The organism is Niallia sp. WK069_GA_01 (assembly GCF_983173855.1).
On sequence record NZ_OZ470138.1, the window covers coordinates 2,286,015 to 2,305,739 of the forward strand.

Genomic DNA, 19,725 nt, shown 5'->3' on the forward strand with positions numbered 1-19,725 from the left:
ATGGATCCTATTTTTCAAGAGGCAATTCCGCTTATCCAACAAATAGAGGAAGCAGGATATGAAGCATATTTTGTTGGTGGTTCAGTTCGTGATTTTTTATTAGGAAAAAAGATAAATGATATTGATATCGCCACATCTGCTACACCAGAAGAGATTAAAACGATTTTTGATCATACCATTGATATCGGAATTCAGCATGGAACGGTGATGGTACTGTTTCATCATCAATCGTATGAAATAACAACCTTTCGGACTGAATCCCAATATTTAGATTATCGCCACCCTTCTGAAGTTCTTTTTATTCGAAATTTACGCGATGATCTAAAACGTAGAGATTTTACAATGAATGCAATGGCGATGGATAAAAACGGTAGTATCATTGACTATTTTGATGGAGAAATTGCCTTAAAGAATAAACAAATCATGACGGTTGGCGATGCAAATGAGCGTTTTCAAGAAGATGCCCTCCGTATGATGCGGGCGATTCGGTTTATCAGTACATTAGGTTTTTCGTTAGAAAAGCATACAAAACAATCCATCCGAAAAAATCGTATGTTATTAAAAGAGATTGCAGTGGAAAGAATAACAGCAGAATTTGAAAAATTACTAGATGGTCCTGCAAGGAATGTTGCTTTCAAACATATTGTGGACACGAAGCTTTATGAAAACATGCCTGCATGGAAAGGCAATGGCGAATCTTTCGAACGGTTGGCATCTTTAAATACGGCTGAGCTGAATCGACTTGAGATGTGGGTTTTATTGTTGTTGTGTTTGAAAACAAAGGAAAAGAGTGCTATTGAAGCATTTTTACGAGCCTGGAAGCTGCCAGTTAAGCAAATAAAACAAATTCAGAAAATTTTATTCTTTGTTTATAAAAAACAAACAAACCCTTGGTCTGACAAGGATTTGTACGATGCAACCTTATCAATTGCATACAGTACCGAAAATGTTGTTCGCGTCTTTTGGAAAAAAGGGGAAGAGTTGCAAAAGATTAAAGAAAGTTATGAAAACCTGCCGATAAAGGGAAGAGAAGAACTAATCATTGGCGGGAGAGATGTTATGGAGTGGAGTAATAAATCTCCTGGTCCTTGGATTAAAGAAGTGCTGGAAGTTGTTGAACGAGCAGTAGTAGAAAAAAAACTGCAAAACGAAAAGCCAGCAATAAAGGAGTGGCTACAAACATGTCATCTAATTTAAGAAAAAAACTACTAGAAGCATTCACAAGTAGACCAGAAGAATATATATCGGGGCAAGAGCTTGCGGACGTCTTAGGATGTTCAAGAACGGCGATATGGAAACATATAGAAGAGCTTCGAAAAGACGGTTTTACATTAGAAGCGGTTCGTAAAAAGGGGTATCGCATTATTAATGTGCCCGAAAAAATAATTCCAGATGAAATTCGATTCGGCTTAAAGACACAAAGTATCGGTAGAAATATTCATTATGAAGAAACAGTGGAGTCCACTCAAAAGATTGCACATAAATTAGCATTAGAAGGTGCAGCAGAAGGAACGCTTGTTGTCGCAGAAGAACAGCTCGGGGGCAAGGGCAGAATGGATCGAAGCTGGCATTCACCTAAATATAAAGGGATTTGGATGAGTTTGTTGCTAAGACCAAATATTTCCATGATGCAAGCTCCTCAATTAACTTTATTAACAGCAGTTGCAGTCGTGCAAGGGATAGAAGAAGTTACTGGCTTGCAGCCACAAATCAAATGGCCAAATGATCTTTTAATAGAGGGTAAAAAAGTAACTGGAATTTTAACAGAGCTGCAAGCAGACAGTGATCGTATTCAATCTATTATTATTGGAATAGGCATTAATGTGAATCAACAGCTAGAAGATTACCCAGAAGAAATTCAGTCCATTGCCACGTCACTTTATATTGAAAAAAAAGAAAAGTGGAATCGAGCTCATATTATTCAGGCAATCCTTATGCAAATAGAAAAACTGTATTCCTTATATTTGGAGAATGGTTTTTATCCGATTAAATTATTATGGGAAAGCTATGCTGTGAGTATTGGCAAGAAGGTTACCGCAAGAACACTCTCTAGAAATATTGATGGAATTGCACTAGGTATTACAGATGAAGGGGTACTGCTGTTAGAAGATGAAAATGGAATTACCCATCAAATTTATTCTGCTGATATTTTGACATAGACTGTATAATTTATATAGTAAGAAATGTTTTGTTTTGTTATAATGCTTTTGTTGGGCAGTATCTTAAAGAACTGCACCGTTAGCAATGATTCATTTTTTTTATGTATCTGCCTAGATCCAAAAAAGGACAAGGACAGAGGGAAGAACAAAAAAAATCAAAATAATGAGGCTGTCCCAACGACATATGACTAAGTTTCTAATCACTTTATATGAGTATGGCAATATTTGCTGCCATCTATCATAAGGTGTAAAAAGGTCAGATGTTTGGGATAGCCTCTTTTGTTGTGTACTACCCTCTTCCATTACAAGGAGGAAATAATGAAATCAACAACTGATTTTATGAAAATGAAACAAAACGAGGAAAAAATTACTATGATAACAGCTTATGATTATCCTTCTGCAAAACAAGTGGATAAAGCAGCAGTAGATATGATTTTAGTTGGGGATTCATTAGGTATGGTAGTACTTGGATATGATTCCACAATTCCTGTCACAATGAACGATATGATTCATCACGGAAAGGCGGTAAAACGTGGTGCGAAAGATACTTTTATTGTCATTGATATGCCATTTATGAGTTATCATCTTTCCGATAGAGATACGCTAATTAATGCAACAAAGCTAATTCAAGAAACAGGTGCAAACGCCGTAAAACTTGAAGGAGCCGATGATGTAATAAATAAAATAAAATTATTAACACAAGCAGGCATTCCAGTAATGGCTCATTTAGGATTAACCCCACAGACAGTTGGTGTATTAGGCGGCTATAAAGTGCAGGGGAAAAACCATAAAGAAGCAATCGCTTTATTAGAAAATGCTAAAAGATGTGAACAAGCAGGTGCATTTGCTGTTGTATTAGAATGTGTGCCAAAGCAGATTGCAAAAGAGATAAGCAGTAATCTCGATATTCCAACGATTGGAATTGGAGCTGGTGTTGATACAGATGGTCAAGTACTTGTATATCATGACTTGATCACGTATGGAGTCGACCGAGTGGCGAAATTTGTGAAACAGTATGCGCAAGTAAATGAATCGATTGCTACCGCATTGGAACAATATGTAAAAGAAGTGAAAACAAGTGAGTTTCCCGAAATGAAGCATAGCTTTACAATGAAGGAAGAAGAACTGAATCTTCTATACGGAGGAAAAAAATGAAAACATTAACAAAAACAAATATAATAACAAAAACGGAAGAGCTTCAAGCCTTAACAACCATGATTAAAAAAGAACAGAAAAAAATTGGGTTTGTTCCAACAATGGGATATCTTCATGAAGGACATCGAGCATTGTTAAAGGAAGCACGAGCAAATAACGATATTGTTATATTAAGTATTTTTGTTAATCCATTACAATTTGGCCCTACAGAGGATTTAGATTCTTATCCAAGAGACTTTGAGCAAGATAAACTGATTGCTGCTGAAGAACAAGTAGATTATCTTTTTTATCCAACGGTAGAAGAAATGTATCCTGCATCTCCTTCTGTGACCATCAAGGTACAAAAAAGAACAGATGTATTATGCGGACGTTCTCGCCCGGGACATTTTGATGGGGTTGCTACTGTACTCACCAAATTATTTCATTTAGTTCAGCCAGATCAAGTATATTTTGGACAAAAAGATGCACAGCAAGTGGCAGTAGTAGATGGATTAATTAAAGATTTTCATTTTCCAACGAAATTAATAGCCGTTCAAACAGTGCGAGAAGAAGATGGATTAGCCAAAAGTTCAAGAAATGTCCGTCTTTCAACACTGGAAAGACAAGAGGCAGGTATCCTTTATCAAACATTGGCACTAGCAAGAGAAGAATTAATTAAGGGAAATGATCAACTTGAAGAACTTATTTCCACTTTAATAAAGAAAATAGAAACAGAAACGAGGGGAAAGGTTGATTATTTGGAAATTTTAACATATCCTGATTTGCAAAAAATAATTCAACCTGTTGGTACATTAATTGTAGCAATTGCTGTGCAATTTAACGAAGCGAGATTAATTGATAATATCATTTTTGAATTATAGATAAAACACGATGATTTTAAGCGGGGAAATAGGAGGTAAGTTTGTGTTTCGAACAATGATGAACGGGAAAATCCATCGTGCAACCGTTACAGAAGCCAATTTAAATTATGTCGGAAGTATCACAATTGATGAAGATATTTTAGACGCAGTTGGTATGGTTGCTAATGAAAAGGTCCAAATTGTTAACAATAATAATGGAGCAAGATTGGAAACATATATTATCCCAGGTGAACGTGGAATGGGAACTGTTTGTTTGAATGGAGCTGCAGCAAGACTTGTTCAAGAAGGAGATATTGTGATTATTATTTCTTATGCCCTAGTGGCAGACGAAGATGTTCATGCTCACAAACCAAAAGTAGCGATAATGGATGAAAACAATACAATAAAAACATTACTAAACCAAGAGCCAGAAAAAACGGTAATGTAACTTCCATAATGACGAGATCATAAAGGAAGCTGACCTTACGTCGTGAACAATGACTAAGGTTCAGCTTTTTTTCTTTCCCGCTAAATATGGCAATAATCTTTTGCCATATTTGACTGAAAAGAAGGAATAATAAAGAAGGTAAGATAACATAATGCTAGATTCAGGAATCATCTTATAAATGTAACTTTTAAAAGCAGGAAAGTAATATCTTTTCCTTTTTTCAATTTTATGTTACCTTTTGAATGACTGAAAGTAAGAGGTGGATGTAATGGAGAATAAATATGTCGTAATTGATTTAGAAACAAACGGTAATTCTCCGAAAAAAGGGGATAGAATTATTCAATTTGCTGCTGTTGTTGTGGAAAACGGAAAGATAGTGGAAGAATTTTCATCATTGGTAAATCCTTTGCAGCCTATATCTCCATTTATAGAAGAGCTAACTGGTATAAATGATGAAATGGTTGAAACGGCTCCATTATTTGAAGAAATAGCAGACAAAATCATACTGTTATTAAAAGATGCTTATTTTGTGGCACATAATGTATTATTTGATTTATCCTTTTTATCAGAAGAATTAGAACAGGCTGGATATCAAGCTTTTTATGGTCCTGTATTAGATACAGTGGAACTCGCCCGAATTTTATTTCCAACTGCTGATAGTTATAAATTAACAGATCTAGCCCTTCAAGAGGGAATTGACCATACAAGACCACATCAGGCAGATAGCGATGCATATGTAACAGCAGAATTACTGCTAATTTTATTAAAGAAAATAACAAACTTGCCTCTTCAAACAATTAAACAATTAAAAAAATTAAGTGGCTCATTAAAAAGTGATGCTGACTTATTGCTAGAAGGTATCATAGATAAGAAACAAACGAAAGTTGAATACATACCAGATAATATGGAAATATATCGTGGATTAGCTTTAAAAATCCAAAAAAATGACCAGGTACAACGAATGTCCACTAGTAAACCTGTACCTTTTTCAGCGGAGCGAATGGATGAGATAATGGCCAAAGTTCTTCCTTTTTATAGAAAAAGACAAGGACAAATAAAAATGATGGATACAATTTATCATGCATTTGAACAGAATCAGCATAGTTTAATGGAAGCAGGAACTGGAGTTGGTAAATCATTAGCCTATCTAATCGCTTCTGCTTATTATTCGGTAAATCATCATAAACAATTGATTATAAGTACGTATACAACTCAATTGCAAGAACAATTAACGCAAAAAGATTTGCCGCTTCTAGAAACAATTATGCCTTTTTCTGTCTCTTATACGATTTTAAAAGGAAGAAATCATTATATAAGCTTAGATAAATTCGAAGTATCTCTTTATGATCAAGAAGATAACTATGATACCGTATTAACAAAAATGCAAATTCTTATTTGGTTAACAGAAACGTCAACAGGTGATAAAGATGAATTAAATCTTTCAAGTGGTGGTATTCATTATTGGGATAGAGTAAAAAATGATGGGAATTTCTCTTTAGCTATTTCAAAAGCATGGGCACCGAAAGACTTTTATAGAAGAACGAGAAATGCTGCACAGAAAGCAAATTTAATTATTACGAATCATGCTCTTCTTTTAAAGGATATTACCTCTTCTCAAAAGTTCCTTCCTTCCTACGAATATGCAATTATTGATGAAGGACATCATTTTGAAAAGGCAGCAATCAAACATTTTGGATATAAGTTTCCTTATGTTGCGGTTAAACTTAGCGTAAATGCTATTGGTACATATGAACAAAAACAATATCTTTATCAACTAGAATCATTTTTAGAAGGCGAAAATAAAAAAAATAAGCATCTTTTTAATCAGCTATTTCAAGATATATCAGTAGAATTAGAAGAATTTTTTCGAACACTTTTACGTTATGCGAAAAAACATGGGCGGAAAATGGCCAGTACAAAAACGAGTTTTCGATTAAAAAATGATGGTTCAAAAGAATGGAATCAACTAAAAAGCGTTGCTGAAAGATTAATATTTCTCTTTAAGGATTGTAATGGAGCAATCACAGAAAAAATCAATGAACTGAAAAAAAAGCATGATATTCTCTCTTCTAAACAAGTGGTATTGGTTGAAAGAATTATCGCAATCCAAAAGGAATGGGAAGACTATACGATGTCTCTCCGCAGTATTTTTATGCGAGAAGAAGACAATATTTCCTGGCTTGAAGCAGATTTAAGAACATACCCTAACAATGCGGTTTTGTATGCTCAGCCTTATTCAGTTGCAGATAAACTGCGAGCAGATTTTTTTTCACAAAAAAACAGTATTATTTTCACCTCAGCTACAATGACGATAAATAATTCTTTTCATTATTATGTAGAATCACTTGGGTTGGAAAAAAGCAAACATAAGGAAGAACAAATTCCTTCTCCATTTCAATATGATAAACAAGTGAGGCTGTTGATTCCAGAAGGAGTGCCGGAAATTAATACGGTTCCAATGGAAGACTACATAGTGTCAGTAACAGAACATATTATTCGAATTGCTGAAGCAACAAACGGAAGAATGCTCATTCTTTTTACTGCCTATGATATGCTGCGAAAAACATATGATTTAATGAAAGAAAGTGGTTGTTTAGAAGATTATGCGATATTGGCGCAGGGGATAACTACTGGAAGCAGAATGCGATTAACAAGGAATTTTCAACGATATGATAAAGCGATCCTTTTAGGAACAAATAGTTTTTGGGAAGGCATTGATATTCCTGGCGAGGACTTAACTTGTTTAATCATTGTTCGTTTGCCGTTTTCTTCACCAGATGAACCGCTTACGGAAGCGAAAAATGAACAAATTAAAAGGAATGGCGGCAATCCATTTTTAGAAAACAGTTTACCAGAGGCAGTATTACGATTTAAGCAGGGATTTGGACGATTAATTCGGACAGAAGAAGATAAAGGCTTTATTGTAGTTTTTGATCGAAGAATCATCACGACTTCTTATGGAAATACATTTCTGCAATCTATTCCTACTGTGCCTGTAAAAGTAACTAAACTGGAAGAAATGGTGGAATTTATTAAAAAATGGATTTCTTGATAAGGAACGAAATATGACTAGATAGAAGTGTTAAAAATTTAATTGTTTTGAATATTTTCAATGGGAAAATGGTTCTGTTCTGTTATAATAACTGATAAGCAGGGACAACAATAGAATTTTTTAATACGAGATTTTTTCAAGGCTTTTTCTCGTATAAGTGCGTGTTCAAAAAGGAGGATAAAAAGGACCAAGAAGTTCAAGGCGGATTCACTTTGAGCATCGCAGCGTATGGTATTGATACGTGAGAAGCGGAAAAGTGAATCCAACGAAGAAATTTGACGTGTCATTTTTACCGGACTTTTTGAACAACCTCTATAACTTAATAAGTAACAAAAATGCCTATATATTGAATAAAAAGAAGTGATGATTAAAATGAAAAAATGGATTTGGATTATTGTCATTGTTTGCTTTATTATAATCGGATTTACAGTGAATATTTATTTAAACGCAGTAAAACCAGTAAAAGCAGCAAGCGCTAAAGCAGAAACGATAGCTGAAAAAGAAGCTGAATTAAAAAATGTTGATAAGTTTTCTCTTGTCCATGGAACAGATAAAAACACTTATTACATAGTAGAAGGCACGAATAACAAGAACGAAAATATTATTGTATGGATTGAAGAGAAAAAACATACCGTTACGGTTAAAAACAAAAAAGACGGAATGACAAAAAAAGAGGCCATTAATACATTATTAGAAAAGAGATCACCATCAAAAATAAATACTGTTCGCTTAAGCATGATTAAAGGAATTCCTGCTTGGGAAATTAATACACACTCTGATAATAATTTAACTAATTATTATTATTTGGATTTTGAAACAGGTGAACTACTTTTAAATATAGAAAATATATAATTCAAAGGTTTTTAGTTGGAGGAGAGACAAATGAATAGTCAATTGGCACAAAGAGTGAATGCATTAACACCATCTACAACGCTAGCTATCACAGCAAAAGCTAAATCATTAAAAGCAGAAGGATATGATGTAATTGGTTTAGGTGCTGGTGAACCGGACTTTAATACACCACAAAATATTATTGATGCATCGATAAAAAGCATGAATGAAGGTCATACAAAATATACGCCATCTGCTGGATTACCAGCATTAAAAGAAGCAATTGTAAAGAAATTTCAAAAAGATCAAGATTTAGATTATGAACTGTCACAAATCATCGTTACAAATGGTGCAAAACATGGCTTGTACACTTTGTTTCAAGTGTTATTGGATGAAGGCGATGAAGTAATTATTCCTACTCCGTATTGGGTAAGCTACCCAGAACAAGTAAAGCTTGCTGATGGGGTTCCTGTATATGTGAAAGGTCTTGAAGAAAATGAATTTAAAATTACTCCTGAGCAATTACAGGGAGCCATTACAAATAAAACAAAAGCAGTTATTATTAATTCACCAAGCAACCCGACAGGCATGATCTATACAGAAGAAGAATTAAAAGCAATTGGTGAGGTTTGTTTAGCACATAATATTCTTATTATTTCAGATGAAATATACGAAAAACTAGTATATGGAGATGCATTGCATGTATCGATTGCTACTTTATCTCCTCAATTAAAAGAAGCTACTATTGTTATTAATGGGGTATCAAAATCTCACTCTATGACAGGCTGGAGAATTGGCTATGCTGCTGGAAATAAAGAAATTATTACAGCTATGACAAACTTGGCTAGCCATAGCACATCCAACCCTACAACGCCGTCACAGTATGGTGCAATAGAAGCGTACAGCGGGCCACAGGACGCTTTAGCAGAAATGAATCAGGCATTTCAGCAAAGACTGGATATTATCCATCAAAAACTAACGGAGATACCAGGGATATCATGTTTAAAGCCTAAAGGTGCCTTTTATTTGTTCCCTAATGCGAAAAAAGCGGCAGAACGGACTGGATATAAAAATGTAGATGAATTTGCTGCTGCTTTATTAGAGGAAGCATTAGTGGCAGTAATTCCTGGTTCAGGATTTGGTGAAGATGATTATCTTCGTATATCTTATGCAACTTCATTGGAAAATTTAGAAAATGCAGTGGAACGAATTCATCAATTTGTAGAAAAAAAGCTCGTAAAATAAATATTGTACAAAAGTAAAAGATAGAAAAAACTATACGAAAAGTACAATTGAATGAAAACGTGATTTAGTTATAAAAAATAGCTGTTATTACAAGAGGATATGCCAAAAGTTATTAACTATTGGTATATCCTCTTCTGTTGATTGTGTCCGTAAAGAAGGGTATAATATTTTGATAGGAAAGTATTTAAAGCGAGGTCTTATTATAAATGCTGTTTTCCAAAAGTTTGTTTTTACAAAAATGAGGAGAAGTTCTTGGCAGATTGAAGACTGTCGGCGATAAACAAGACGCTTCCGCTTTTCTGTTGTCTAGCTGTAGCGCCTAGCCCCTGTGAAAGATAACCTCCAGCCTCTAAAAGTAAAAACACTTTTTGAGTCAGGAGAACATTTTTCTTCGGGGCTGAACAAGACGCTTCCGCTTTTCTTATTGTCTAGCTGCAGCGCCTAGCTCTGAAGAAAAATAACCCCATGCCTCTAAAAGTAAAAAGCACTTTTTGAGGCATGTGAACATTTTTCTTCAGAGCTGAACAAGACGCTTCCGCTTTTCTGTTGTCTAGCTCCAGCGCCTAGCCCCTGTGAAAGATAACCTCCAGCCTCTAAAAGTAAAAAACACTTTTTGAGTCTGGAGAACATTTTTCTTCGGGGCTGAACAAGACGCTTCCGCTTTTCTGTTTACATATTAGATTTTATTGGTTTTGGAGGAGTATATTGTGATTAAATCAACTATAGCTGAATTACCGAAAAATGTTGATAAAGAAGTAAAGATTGGTGCTTGGATTGCAAATAAACGTTCAAGCGGAAAAATTGCTTTTCTACAGCTTCGTGATGGTACAGGTTTTGTACAAGGAGTCGTTGTAAAAAGTGAAGTAGGGGAAGAAATCTTTCAAACTGCTAAAACAGTGACACAAGAATCTTCTGTATATGTAACAGGTGTTGTTCAAAAGGATGAACGATCTCCATTTGGTTATGAGCTGCTTGTGAAAACGGTAGAAGTAATTCATGGATCTGTGGATTACCCAATTACACCAAAAGAACATGGTACAGAGTTTTTAATGGACAATCGTCATTTATGGTTGCGTTCTAAGCGTCAACACGCTGTCATGAAAATTAGAAATGAAATTATTCGAGCAACATATGAATTTTTCAATGAAAATGGTTTTGCTAAGGTAGATCCTCCTATTCTTACTGGAAGTGCGCCGGAAGGGACGTCAGAACTATTTGCAACAAAATATTTTGATGAAGATGCTTATCTTTCTCAAAGTGGTCAACTTTATATGGAAGCTGCTGCAATGGCACTTGGAAAAGTATTTTCTTTTGGTCCAACATTTCGTGCAGAAAAATCGAAAACACGTCGTCATTTAATTGAATTTTGGATGATTGAACCAGAAATGGCCTTTTATGAATTTGAAGACAATTTAGTCGTACAGGAACAATATGTAAGCTATATTGCTCAATCTGTATTGAAGAATTGTAAATTGGAATTAAATACACTAGGCAGAGATCTTTCGAAGCTGGAAAATATAAAAGCACCATTCCCAAGAATTAGTTATGATGATGCTATTACATTTTTACATGAGCAAGGATTTAATGATATAACATGGGGAGACGACTTTGGCGCACCACATGAAACGGCTATTGCCGAAAGTTTTGATAAACCTGTATTCATTACTCATTATCCAACAAAGATTAAGCCATTTTATATGCAACCAGATCCGAATAGGGAAGAGGTTGTTTTATGTGCAGACTTAATTGCACCAGAGGGCTATGGAGAAATTATCGGTGGTTCCGAGCGTATTCATGATATGGATTTGTTAAACAAGCGTTTAGATGAACATAAGCTTGACCCAGAGACATACAAATGGTATCTAGAGTTAAGAAAATACGGTTCTGTTCCACATTCTGGATTTGGACTTGGTTTAGAAAGAACGGTTGCTTGGATTAGTGGAGTAGAGCATGTTCGTGAAACCATTCCATTCCCAAGATTATTAAACCGTTTATATCCATAAAAAGTAATCGTACAAACTAGTTATAAATAATGATAATAAAAGGGAAATGTTATTTCTAGTCTATCTATCAAGATAACTAGAAGTGGACTTTCCCTTGTTTATGTTATTGGGTGTTCCGACAATTGCTTATAATTGCATATTACAAGCATTAGGACAACATGTTATACTGTATTAGAGGTGTCTGTATGAATAAAACGATTATGCTAAAGTGGCTGCAAGAGGGAAACATCAGTATACCTACTACACTTTTAGCACATTATAAAATACTTAAATTGAACGAAAAGGAATTAGTATTGCTTTTGCATATTTTTTCTTTTGTAGAAAAAGGAAACGATTTTCCGACGCCTACGGAACTTGCTTCTTTTATGACGATAGATGCAATTGAATGTCATGAGATGTTAAGTAATCTTATCAAAAGAGGATTTCTTGAAATTATAGATGGTAACAATGAAAAGGGCATTCGTTTTGAGCATTACACATTAGAGCCTTTATGGAATAAGCTAATTGATTTATATTTATTATTAAATAAAAAAGAAGAAGCACAGCAGACAAAAAATGAAGAAAGCGATCTATATACTTGTTTTGAGAAGGAATTTGGCAGACCGTTATCTCCTTTTGAAATTGAGACATTAGGTATGTGGTTGGATGATGATCAACATGAGGCTGTTATTATTAAAGCGGCTTTGAGAGAAGCGGTTATTTCTGGAAAACTAAATTTTCGTTATATTGATCGTATTTTGTTTGAATGGAAGAAAAATGGTGTGAAAACGATTCAGCAGGCTAAAAGCTATGGAAAAAAATTCAGACAAAATCAGTCGAGCGGTAAATCAAATGAACAGCCTTCAACAAGCAAGTCTGTGCCTTTTTATAATTGGCTTGGTGACGACACGTTAGACTAGAAGTACAATATGTACGAAGTAGTCTGGGTTACGAACTTTTCGTAGCAATAACTGATATAACGATGGATGGAATGATGACCTTCACGTTGAGTCTGAAACATCCACTCTAATACTCCAACATGCAATCTCACAAGGTAATGTGTGATTGTATGAAGCTTGGTGAAGTCGGCTGAATCGAACCTAAATCCTACGACATGGTTAGAGATAGGCCGGGGGGCTGCAAAAGATGACTATGATGAGAATGTCGTGTGTGAACAACGACTGACGAACTTGCGAATGTACGGGTCAATAAATTGACTATTTCCGAAAGGGATAGGGTTACATCTGTAACGTGGAACACCGATAAGTATGAATCTAGCCTAAGAAAATCGGGATGATGAACAATGACATCATAGTGTCCACTGGCTCATAGCAAGCATCTAAGGTTATATATGATAGCTAGTTATATCGGAACGTGGTAAGCAAAGAATTCCTATTTAAACAATTACCTTTGGGGAAGTGCATATAAGTTTCAATTCGAAACGAAATTGCTTAGTCTTTGTGAAAGTGAGGACATAGTACCGAAGAACCCATGATAATAAGTGGTGGAGGGATGGTCCTTAGTCTTAATGGAATTAATTATTTCAGAATAGATGTAGTTCAAAGGGTCTGGTATGAATGTGGGGAAGGCACTTCAAATGGAGGTGTTCCATAATTGAACGCAAATCTAAGATATTGGGAATATTATGGGTTGCAAGAGAAGTTTGACTCTCTCTATCAAGGAAGTAAAGAAGGTCAAACATTCAACAAACTGTATGAGCTAATCATATCGGAAGAAAATATCCTGCTTGCATATAGAACGATAAAAAGTAACAAAGGTTCAAAAACAGCAGGAGTTGACTTTCATACCATTGACGAATTTAAACAGATGAATAAAGATGTATTTGTCAGTACCATTAGAAAAGCATTGGATAACTACAAGCCAAAAGCAGTTAAAAGAGTAATGATACTAAAGCCAAATGGGAAAATGAGACCATTAGGTATTCCAAGTATGATTGACCGAATCATTCAACAAATGATTAAGCAAGTCATAGAACCGATATGTGAATCCAAATTCTTCAAACACAGCTACGGTTTTAGACCTCAAAGAAGTACACATCACGCTGTAGCGAGATGCACCTATCTTATTAATCACTCACAAGTACATTACGCAGTGGATATAGACATTGAAGGCTTCTTTGACAATGTCAATCATACGTTGCTTTTAAAACAACTATGGAATATTGGTATCAGAGACAGGATAGTTCTGAAAATCATCTCTAAAATGCTTAAAGCACCGATTAAAGGAATAGGTATACCAACCAAAGGCACAGCACAGGGTGGTATTTTATCTCCCCTATTATCGAATGTAGTATTAAATGACTTAGACCAATGGGTAGCAAATCAATGGGAACAATTCGACACAAAATTTAAATATAAATATGCTTTTGATCGCTATGTAGCACAGAAGAAGACCAAGTTAAAAATAGGATTTATCATTAGATATGCCGATGACTTTAAAATATTGACTAACAGCTATAAAAACGCTAATAAGTGGTTCCACGCAGTTAAACAATATTTAAAATATCGACTTAAGTTGGATATTTCACCTGATAAATCAAAAATTGTTAACCTTAAAAAGAATAAATCGCAATTTCTAGGGTTCACTATAGGCTCTTTTCCAAAGAAGAAAAAACATCTTGCTTCTTCGAAAATGAATAAGAAGAAAATGGATAATATTAAGAAAAGCGCCAGACAGTTAATTCGTAAACTAAGTAATGAACCAAATACGAAGAATGCCATGCGATATAACTCGTTCGTTTTAGGTTTGCATAACTATTTTAAAATAGGCTCTCATATTTATATAGACTTTGCAAGAATTGGATATGATTTAAGGACAACAATGATGAATAGGCTTAAAACCAATGGAAGTTATGGAATGCCAGAAAATCCACCGCCATCTTATAAGAAACTTTATAAGAATGAATTTAAAACATGGAAAGTGGCTGGGGTATATCTGTATCCAATTGCTGATATAGATACAACAATCCCTATTAACTTTAACCAGTTAATTAGTCCATATACGGAAAAAGGTAGGACGTTTATTCATAAAAAACTTAAGAATCACGTTAAATTTGGAATTCAGAAGTTATTAAATACGTTTGATGAATCCAATACCACTGAGTATTTAGACAACAGAATATCAAGATATTCAATGAAGGATGGAAAATGTGAAATAACAAATGAGTTTCTCAGTGCAAGCGAAGTTCATTGTCACCACTTTTTACCCAAATCCTTGGGCGGTGATGATTCATTTAACAACTTAAGGGTTGTTCATAAATTCGTACACATTTTGATACACGCAACTAACTCAGAAACAATTGATAGGTACCTTAAACTAATTAAGCCTAGCTCTAAACAACTCACAAAAATAAACCAATACCGATTGAAATGTAATCTAACTGAAATTATTTAAATCAATTAAGATGGAACGCCGTATGACGCCGAAAGGGTCACGTACGGTGTGAAGGCGGGGAAAAGCTAGAGATAACCTCAAAGGCTTACCTATGCCTATAGCCTTAAATGTGGATTCGTTAGTAATCTTGTGATATTTTTAGAGGATCCTACTGGATTCTCTATTTTTGTATGTTTAGGCTATCCTAAAAAGAGGCTTTGGTTCTCTTATATAGTCCGCAGGTGGAATACACTTCGCTTTCCTGTGGGGTCTCGTCTTTCTCGCATTCCCACGGGAGTCTACGTGTATTCCACCTGCTCTGTGCTTCAAACTTAGGTCATAAAAACAAGGTAGAAAGCTGTTTCTTTTCATGCGCCATAGTGCAAAATTTATTGCATGGGTTTTCCCTGAAATGTGGCTTTGGTTCTCTCAAATAGTCCGCAGCCGGAATACACTTCGCTTTTTATGGGTGTGGTCGAATTTGAATATTTTGAAGCTTTATTGCTTGTGGTACTTAAAGCAACAGTATTTTTTAATAGTCCAAATGAAAAAGGATGGGATATTGAGATATATGGGTTTACTAGTTTTAGGGGCATAAATCGTACTTTTCAAAAAACAATAAGGAAATTAATATGGTGAGAAATTATGTTGAAAAAAGATGAAATTAGATTTTGTTTAGATAAAATGGGAGAGATGTTTCCGGAGGCTCATTGTGAGTTAGTGCATTCTAATCCATTTGAATTAGTTATTGCTGTTAGTCTATCGGCGCAATGTACGGATGCACTTGTAAATAAAGTAACAAAGAACTTATTTCAAAAATACCAAACACCGGAAGATTATTTAAGTGTGTCATTAGAAGAATTGCAGCAAGATATACGATCCATTGGGCTTTTTCGCAATAAAGCCAAAAACATTCAAAAATTATCGCAAATGGTGATAGAAAAGTATAATGGAAAGATACCATCTGATCGTGATGAGTTAATAAACTTGCCAGGTGTTGGCAGAAAAACGGCAAATGTGGTTGTTTCGGTAGCTTTTGATTTTCCAGCAATTGCAGTGGATACTCATGTAGAAAGGGTAAGCAAACGATTAGGATTTTGCCGCTGGAAAGATTCCGTTTTAGAAGTAGAAAAAACATTAATGAAAAAAATCCCGATGGATGAATGGTCTGTAACCCATCATCGTTTAATATTTTTTGGGCGCTATCATTGTAAGGCTCAAAACCCTCAATGCACAGAATGTCCATTGTTGACTTTATGCAGAGAAGGGAAAAAAAGAATGAGGAAAATAGGTGTGGTGTAATGGAAAAAGAGTTTATATTAAAGATTCCTCCACAATTGCATAATAAAATGTTAGAGCCAACTGAATATGTGATGAAGGAAATGGCCTATCTAGATACTTTTCAGCCTAGTAATCCATTCATTCATGAGGCTGCTTTTTTTCAGGGAATTCAACTATTTCAGCCATGGGCACAGCAAAATGTGAAAATTTGTGTGGAAAAGATTATGGCTGAGTGGCAGCAGTTGAAATTAGATATTCAACGGAGCATCACAGAACAAAATAAAAAGGAAACACAGCAAATCATGAAAAAAGGCATAGCGTATTTTCTGGAATCTTTGTATTGGACAAACGAGCTTCCTGTTTCTTTTGAAGCTGGAATCATTAGCAAAGAAATAAAAATTAAGCCAATTAATGTGGAAGAAAGAATGGCGTTCATTGTTTCAAGGTTAACTGGTTATCATTCTTTTAAACAATTAGATGAGTTATTTAAGGAATTGCAAAAGCAATTTGCTGTAAAAATGAGCAAAAGAAAAAGCTGACGAATAAGTCAGCTTTTTCTTTTGCTTTAATCTCCAGGATCATCGCTGTTTGTATTATTTGCTGGTGTGTTATCACCATTGTCGTTTCCAGTGTTTGGATTATTATTGTTATTTTGATTGTTGTCCGTGTTGTTATTTTGATTGTTGTCTGTGTTGGTATTGTTATTGTTGTTATTGTTATTTCCGGTATCACCGCCGTTGTTATTGCCGTTATTATTTCCATTATTGTTTTCATTGCCGTTATTAGAACCATCTTGATTACCCGTGTTTTCAGAATCATCATTGTCAGCTGGATTGTTAGGATCCGGCTTTTTGTTGTCGTCATCAACGGTTTCGTTTTCATCCTCAGCTGGCTGTTCTTCTATTTCCTGTTGAGGTATTTGTACATTTGCTGAGGCAGGGTCACTTGACTGATCACCTTTTATTGCCTTAACCGTAAAGGTATAGCTGCTTCCAGGTTCTGGTTTTGCTATTTTAATACTGGTATCTTTTGTTTCCGTAAGCTGTTCCTCAGCGCCACCATTGACACTTACAGTAACAGCAAATTTTATATCATCTGTATTGTTGTATTTCCAAGATAATTCAATTTCATCATTGTCTTTATTATAACCAGCAGCAATATTTGCAGGTGCATCTGGTTTATTGTACTTCTCAGAAACTTGATTTAATATATTTCCTTTAACAGCATACTCTGTCAGAATTTGATTGCTTGGTGTATAAGAGCTCGCTAATTTAGCAGGATAGGTGCCTTTTTCAATATTAACCGTTTCAACACTGCTCGGTTTTGTAAAATCAGCAGTGTTTTTGCCTTGAGAAACATGCTGCATCACGTTTTTAAAAATTAGCTGTGCAATTTTCTGATCCATTCCTGGGTCAACATAGTTTTTTCGTGTTTGATACCCGGTCCAGACAGCCATTGTGTATTTAGTTGTGTAGCCTGCAAACCAGGCATCTGGAACAGCTGAACTTGTTGGAATATTATAATCTGCCAATTCTTTGTCGGTATAGTTGGTTGTTCCTGATTTACCTGCAAGAGGCAGTCCAGGGACGTTTGCATAAGTACCAGTACCTATCGAAGAGCTGACTACGTCTTTTAGCATATCGGAAACCATAAAGGCTGTGTAATCCTGCATAACTACTTTAGATTCTGGCTCCATGTTTATTTTTGTGCCATCTTTTAACGTAAATGAAGTAACCGCGTGTGGTGCATTATATACCCCTTCATTACCGAAAGCACTATAAGCTCCAGCAAGTTCCTTAGTAGAAATTCCATTTTTTAATCCACCAATAGAATAAGCTTCTTCAATATCATCTAAAGGAATACCAAGATTTACAGCGAAATCCTTTGCTTTATCTTTACCAACTGCTTTAAATGCTTCTAAAGCAGGAATATTTCTTGATTGAGCCAATGCACTCCGCATCGACATAGATCCTAAATATTTGCCATTCCAGTTTTTAATTGGCGTACCATTAGAATATGTTGTTGGACTATCCTGTAACGTATGATAGGTTCCCCATTTTAAATATTCTATTGCCGGTCCATAATCTAGAACTGGCTTAATAGTAGATCCTGGCTGGCGTTTTTGTTCTGTTGCATAGTTGAACCCAAATTTAACGTCTGGGTCACGGTCGCCGCCCATTGCGATAATTCCGCCTGTTTTTGTATCCAACAGGGTAATCCCAGCTTGGAATTTTTCATCAGGAAATGGAACGATTTTATTTTCATACATAATTTTGTCGACATATTTCTGTGCATCTTGATCTAATGTTGTTTGAATGGATAAGCCATCAGTATATACGTTGATTTCAGGGTATTTTTCTTCTATTTCAGCAATTGCTTCCTTAATAAAAGAATCATAAGGAAGGTCAGCGCTTTGTCGATCTTCTTTTTTTACAAGAAGGTCCTCGATAGATACTTTTTGTGCTTTTTCCATTTCTGCTTTTGAAATATACCCATGTTGATGCATAAGTGATAAAACGATATTACGGCGTTTTTCTGCTCGATCTGGATTATTAAATGGGTTATAAGCATTTGGCGCCTGTGGCATGCCTGCAAGCATTGCCGCTTCCGGCAATGTTAATTCGTCAAGCGTTTTTCCGAAATATTTATCAGCAGCTGTTTTAACACCGCTCATATTTTCAGACATAAAAATTTTATTGACATACATTTCAAAGATTTCTTCTTTTGAATATTTTCTTTCTAATTGAATCGCAAGCCATGCTTCCTGTGCTTTACGGGACAGCGTTTTTTGTGGCTGATTAAAGAAAAAGTTCTTAACCACCTGTTGTGTAATTGTACTTGCACCTTCTGCTCCAAAACCATCTTTCACATTGGCAACAACGGCTCCGCCTAAACGGATGGGATCAATGCCATGATGCTTAAAAAAACGTGAATCTTCGGTTGCGATAAAAGCATTTTTAACTAGATCCGGTATGTCTTCATAATTGACATAATCCCTGTTAACTGCCCCGACCTTTGTAATTTCGTCTCCTTTTGCATCGTAAAATGTTGAGGAAATAGAGTCTTTTAACGTTTTTTCATCTAGTTTAGGGGCATCCTTCACCATTACTGCAAATGTAATTGCTCCACCTATCATACCTAGAATACCTAAAGCAATAAGCGTTAGAAAAATTCTTTTGAAAATTTGTTTTCCGCTTTTTTTTGTTTTTGGCTTCGTTGATTTTTTTGTTTTTGGTTTATCATTCGCTGATTGGAGCCTTTTACGGCGCTCTTCTCGCGTTTCGTATTTTTCTGCCATGTTTATTTTCCTACCTTTCTTGTATGCGAAACAATCAAAAGG

General features: G+C 35.2%; 14 protein-coding genes. 13 read left to right on the forward strand and 1 reads right to left on the reverse strand.

Annotation, left to right across the window (positions count from 1 at the left end; genetic code table 11):
• The 13 genes from AC5LWL_RS10925 (at position 1) to AC5LWL_RS10985 (ending at position 16,924) form a co-directional block, all read left to right on the forward strand.
• Positions 1-1,197, forward strand: coding sequence for a CCA tRNA nucleotidyltransferase (locus AC5LWL_RS10925; protein ID WP_493434339.1), 1,197 nt, complete (start codon positions 1-3; stop codon positions 1,195-1,197).
• The gene (locus tag AC5LWL_RS10930) at positions 1,182-2,159 is read left to right on the forward strand and encodes a biotin--[acetyl-CoA-carboxylase] ligase (protein WP_493434340.1); all 978 of its coding nucleotides are present in this window, start codon (positions 1,182-1,184) and stop codon (positions 2,157-2,159) included. Before AC5LWL_RS10925 ends, AC5LWL_RS10930 begins: the two co-directional genes overlap by 16 nt.
• Positions 2,160-2,477: 318 nt before the next feature.
• A complete protein-coding gene (gene panB / locus AC5LWL_RS10935; RefSeq protein WP_493434341.1) occupies positions 2,478-3,314 on the forward strand; it encodes a 3-methyl-2-oxobutanoate hydroxymethyltransferase in 837 nt (278 codons plus the stop codon).
• Positions 3,311-4,174, forward strand: a complete 864-nt coding sequence (panC, locus tag AC5LWL_RS10940) for a pantoate--beta-alanine ligase (RefSeq protein WP_493434342.1) — start codon at positions 3,311-3,313, stop codon at positions 4,172-4,174. Before panB ends, panC begins: the two co-directional genes overlap by 4 nt.
• Positions 4,175-4,217: 43 nt before the next feature.
• The gene (gene panD / locus AC5LWL_RS10945; protein WP_493434343.1) at positions 4,218-4,601 is read left to right on the forward strand and encodes an aspartate 1-decarboxylase; all 384 of its coding nucleotides are present in this window, start codon (positions 4,218-4,220) and stop codon (positions 4,599-4,601) included.
• 268 nt (positions 4,602-4,869) lie between these two features.
• Complete coding sequence (gene dinG / locus AC5LWL_RS10950; protein WP_493434344.1) at positions 4,870-7,653, forward strand: ATP-dependent DNA helicase DinG; 2,784 nt, start codon at positions 4,870-4,872, stop codon at positions 7,651-7,653.
• A gap of 372 nt (positions 7,654-8,025) precedes the next feature.
• Complete coding sequence (locus tag AC5LWL_RS10955) at positions 8,026-8,505, forward strand: cell wall elongation regulator TseB-like domain-containing protein (protein ID WP_493434345.1); 480 nt, start codon at positions 8,026-8,028, stop codon at positions 8,503-8,505.
• Positions 8,506-8,535: 30 nt separating this feature from the next.
• Positions 8,536-9,729 carry a pyridoxal phosphate-dependent aminotransferase gene (locus tag AC5LWL_RS10960; protein WP_493434346.1) on the forward strand — a complete coding sequence of 398 codons (1,194 nt, stop codon included), beginning with the start codon at positions 8,536-8,538 and terminating at the stop codon, positions 9,727-9,729.
• Between the two features lie 707 nt (positions 9,730-10,436).
• Positions 10,437-11,732, forward strand: coding sequence for an asparagine--tRNA ligase (asnS, locus tag AC5LWL_RS10965; RefSeq protein ID WP_493434347.1), 1,296 nt, complete (start codon positions 10,437-10,439; stop codon positions 11,730-11,732).
• A gap of 185 nt (positions 11,733-11,917) precedes the next feature.
• Complete coding sequence (locus AC5LWL_RS10970) at positions 11,918-12,631, forward strand: DnaD domain-containing protein (protein ID WP_493434348.1); 714 nt, start codon at positions 11,918-11,920, stop codon at positions 12,629-12,631.
• Between the two features lie 694 nt (positions 12,632-13,325).
• Positions 13,326-15,125 carry a group II intron reverse transcriptase/maturase gene (gene ltrA / locus AC5LWL_RS10975; RefSeq protein WP_493434349.1) on the forward strand — a complete coding sequence of 600 codons (1,800 nt, stop codon included), beginning with the start codon at positions 13,326-13,328 and terminating at the stop codon, positions 15,123-15,125.
• A 624-nt stretch (positions 15,126-15,749) separates the two neighbouring features.
• The gene (gene nth, locus AC5LWL_RS10980) at positions 15,750-16,406 is read left to right on the forward strand and encodes an endonuclease III (RefSeq protein WP_493434350.1); all 657 of its coding nucleotides are present in this window, start codon (positions 15,750-15,752) and stop codon (positions 16,404-16,406) included.
• The gene (locus tag AC5LWL_RS10985; RefSeq protein ID WP_493434351.1) at positions 16,406-16,924 is read left to right on the forward strand and encodes a YpoC family protein; all 519 of its coding nucleotides are present in this window, start codon (positions 16,406-16,408) and stop codon (positions 16,922-16,924) included. Before nth ends, AC5LWL_RS10985 begins: the two co-directional genes overlap by 1 nt.
• 26 nt (positions 16,925-16,950) lie before the next feature.
• On the opposite strand, the gene AC5LWL_RS10990 is transcribed toward AC5LWL_RS10985, so the two are convergent.
• The gene (locus AC5LWL_RS10990) at positions 16,951-19,683 is read right to left on the reverse strand and encodes a PBP1A family penicillin-binding protein (RefSeq protein ID WP_493434352.1); all 2,733 of its coding nucleotides are present in this window, start codon (positions 19,681-19,683) and stop codon (positions 16,951-16,953) included.
• Positions 19,684-19,725: the final 42 nt, after the last annotated feature.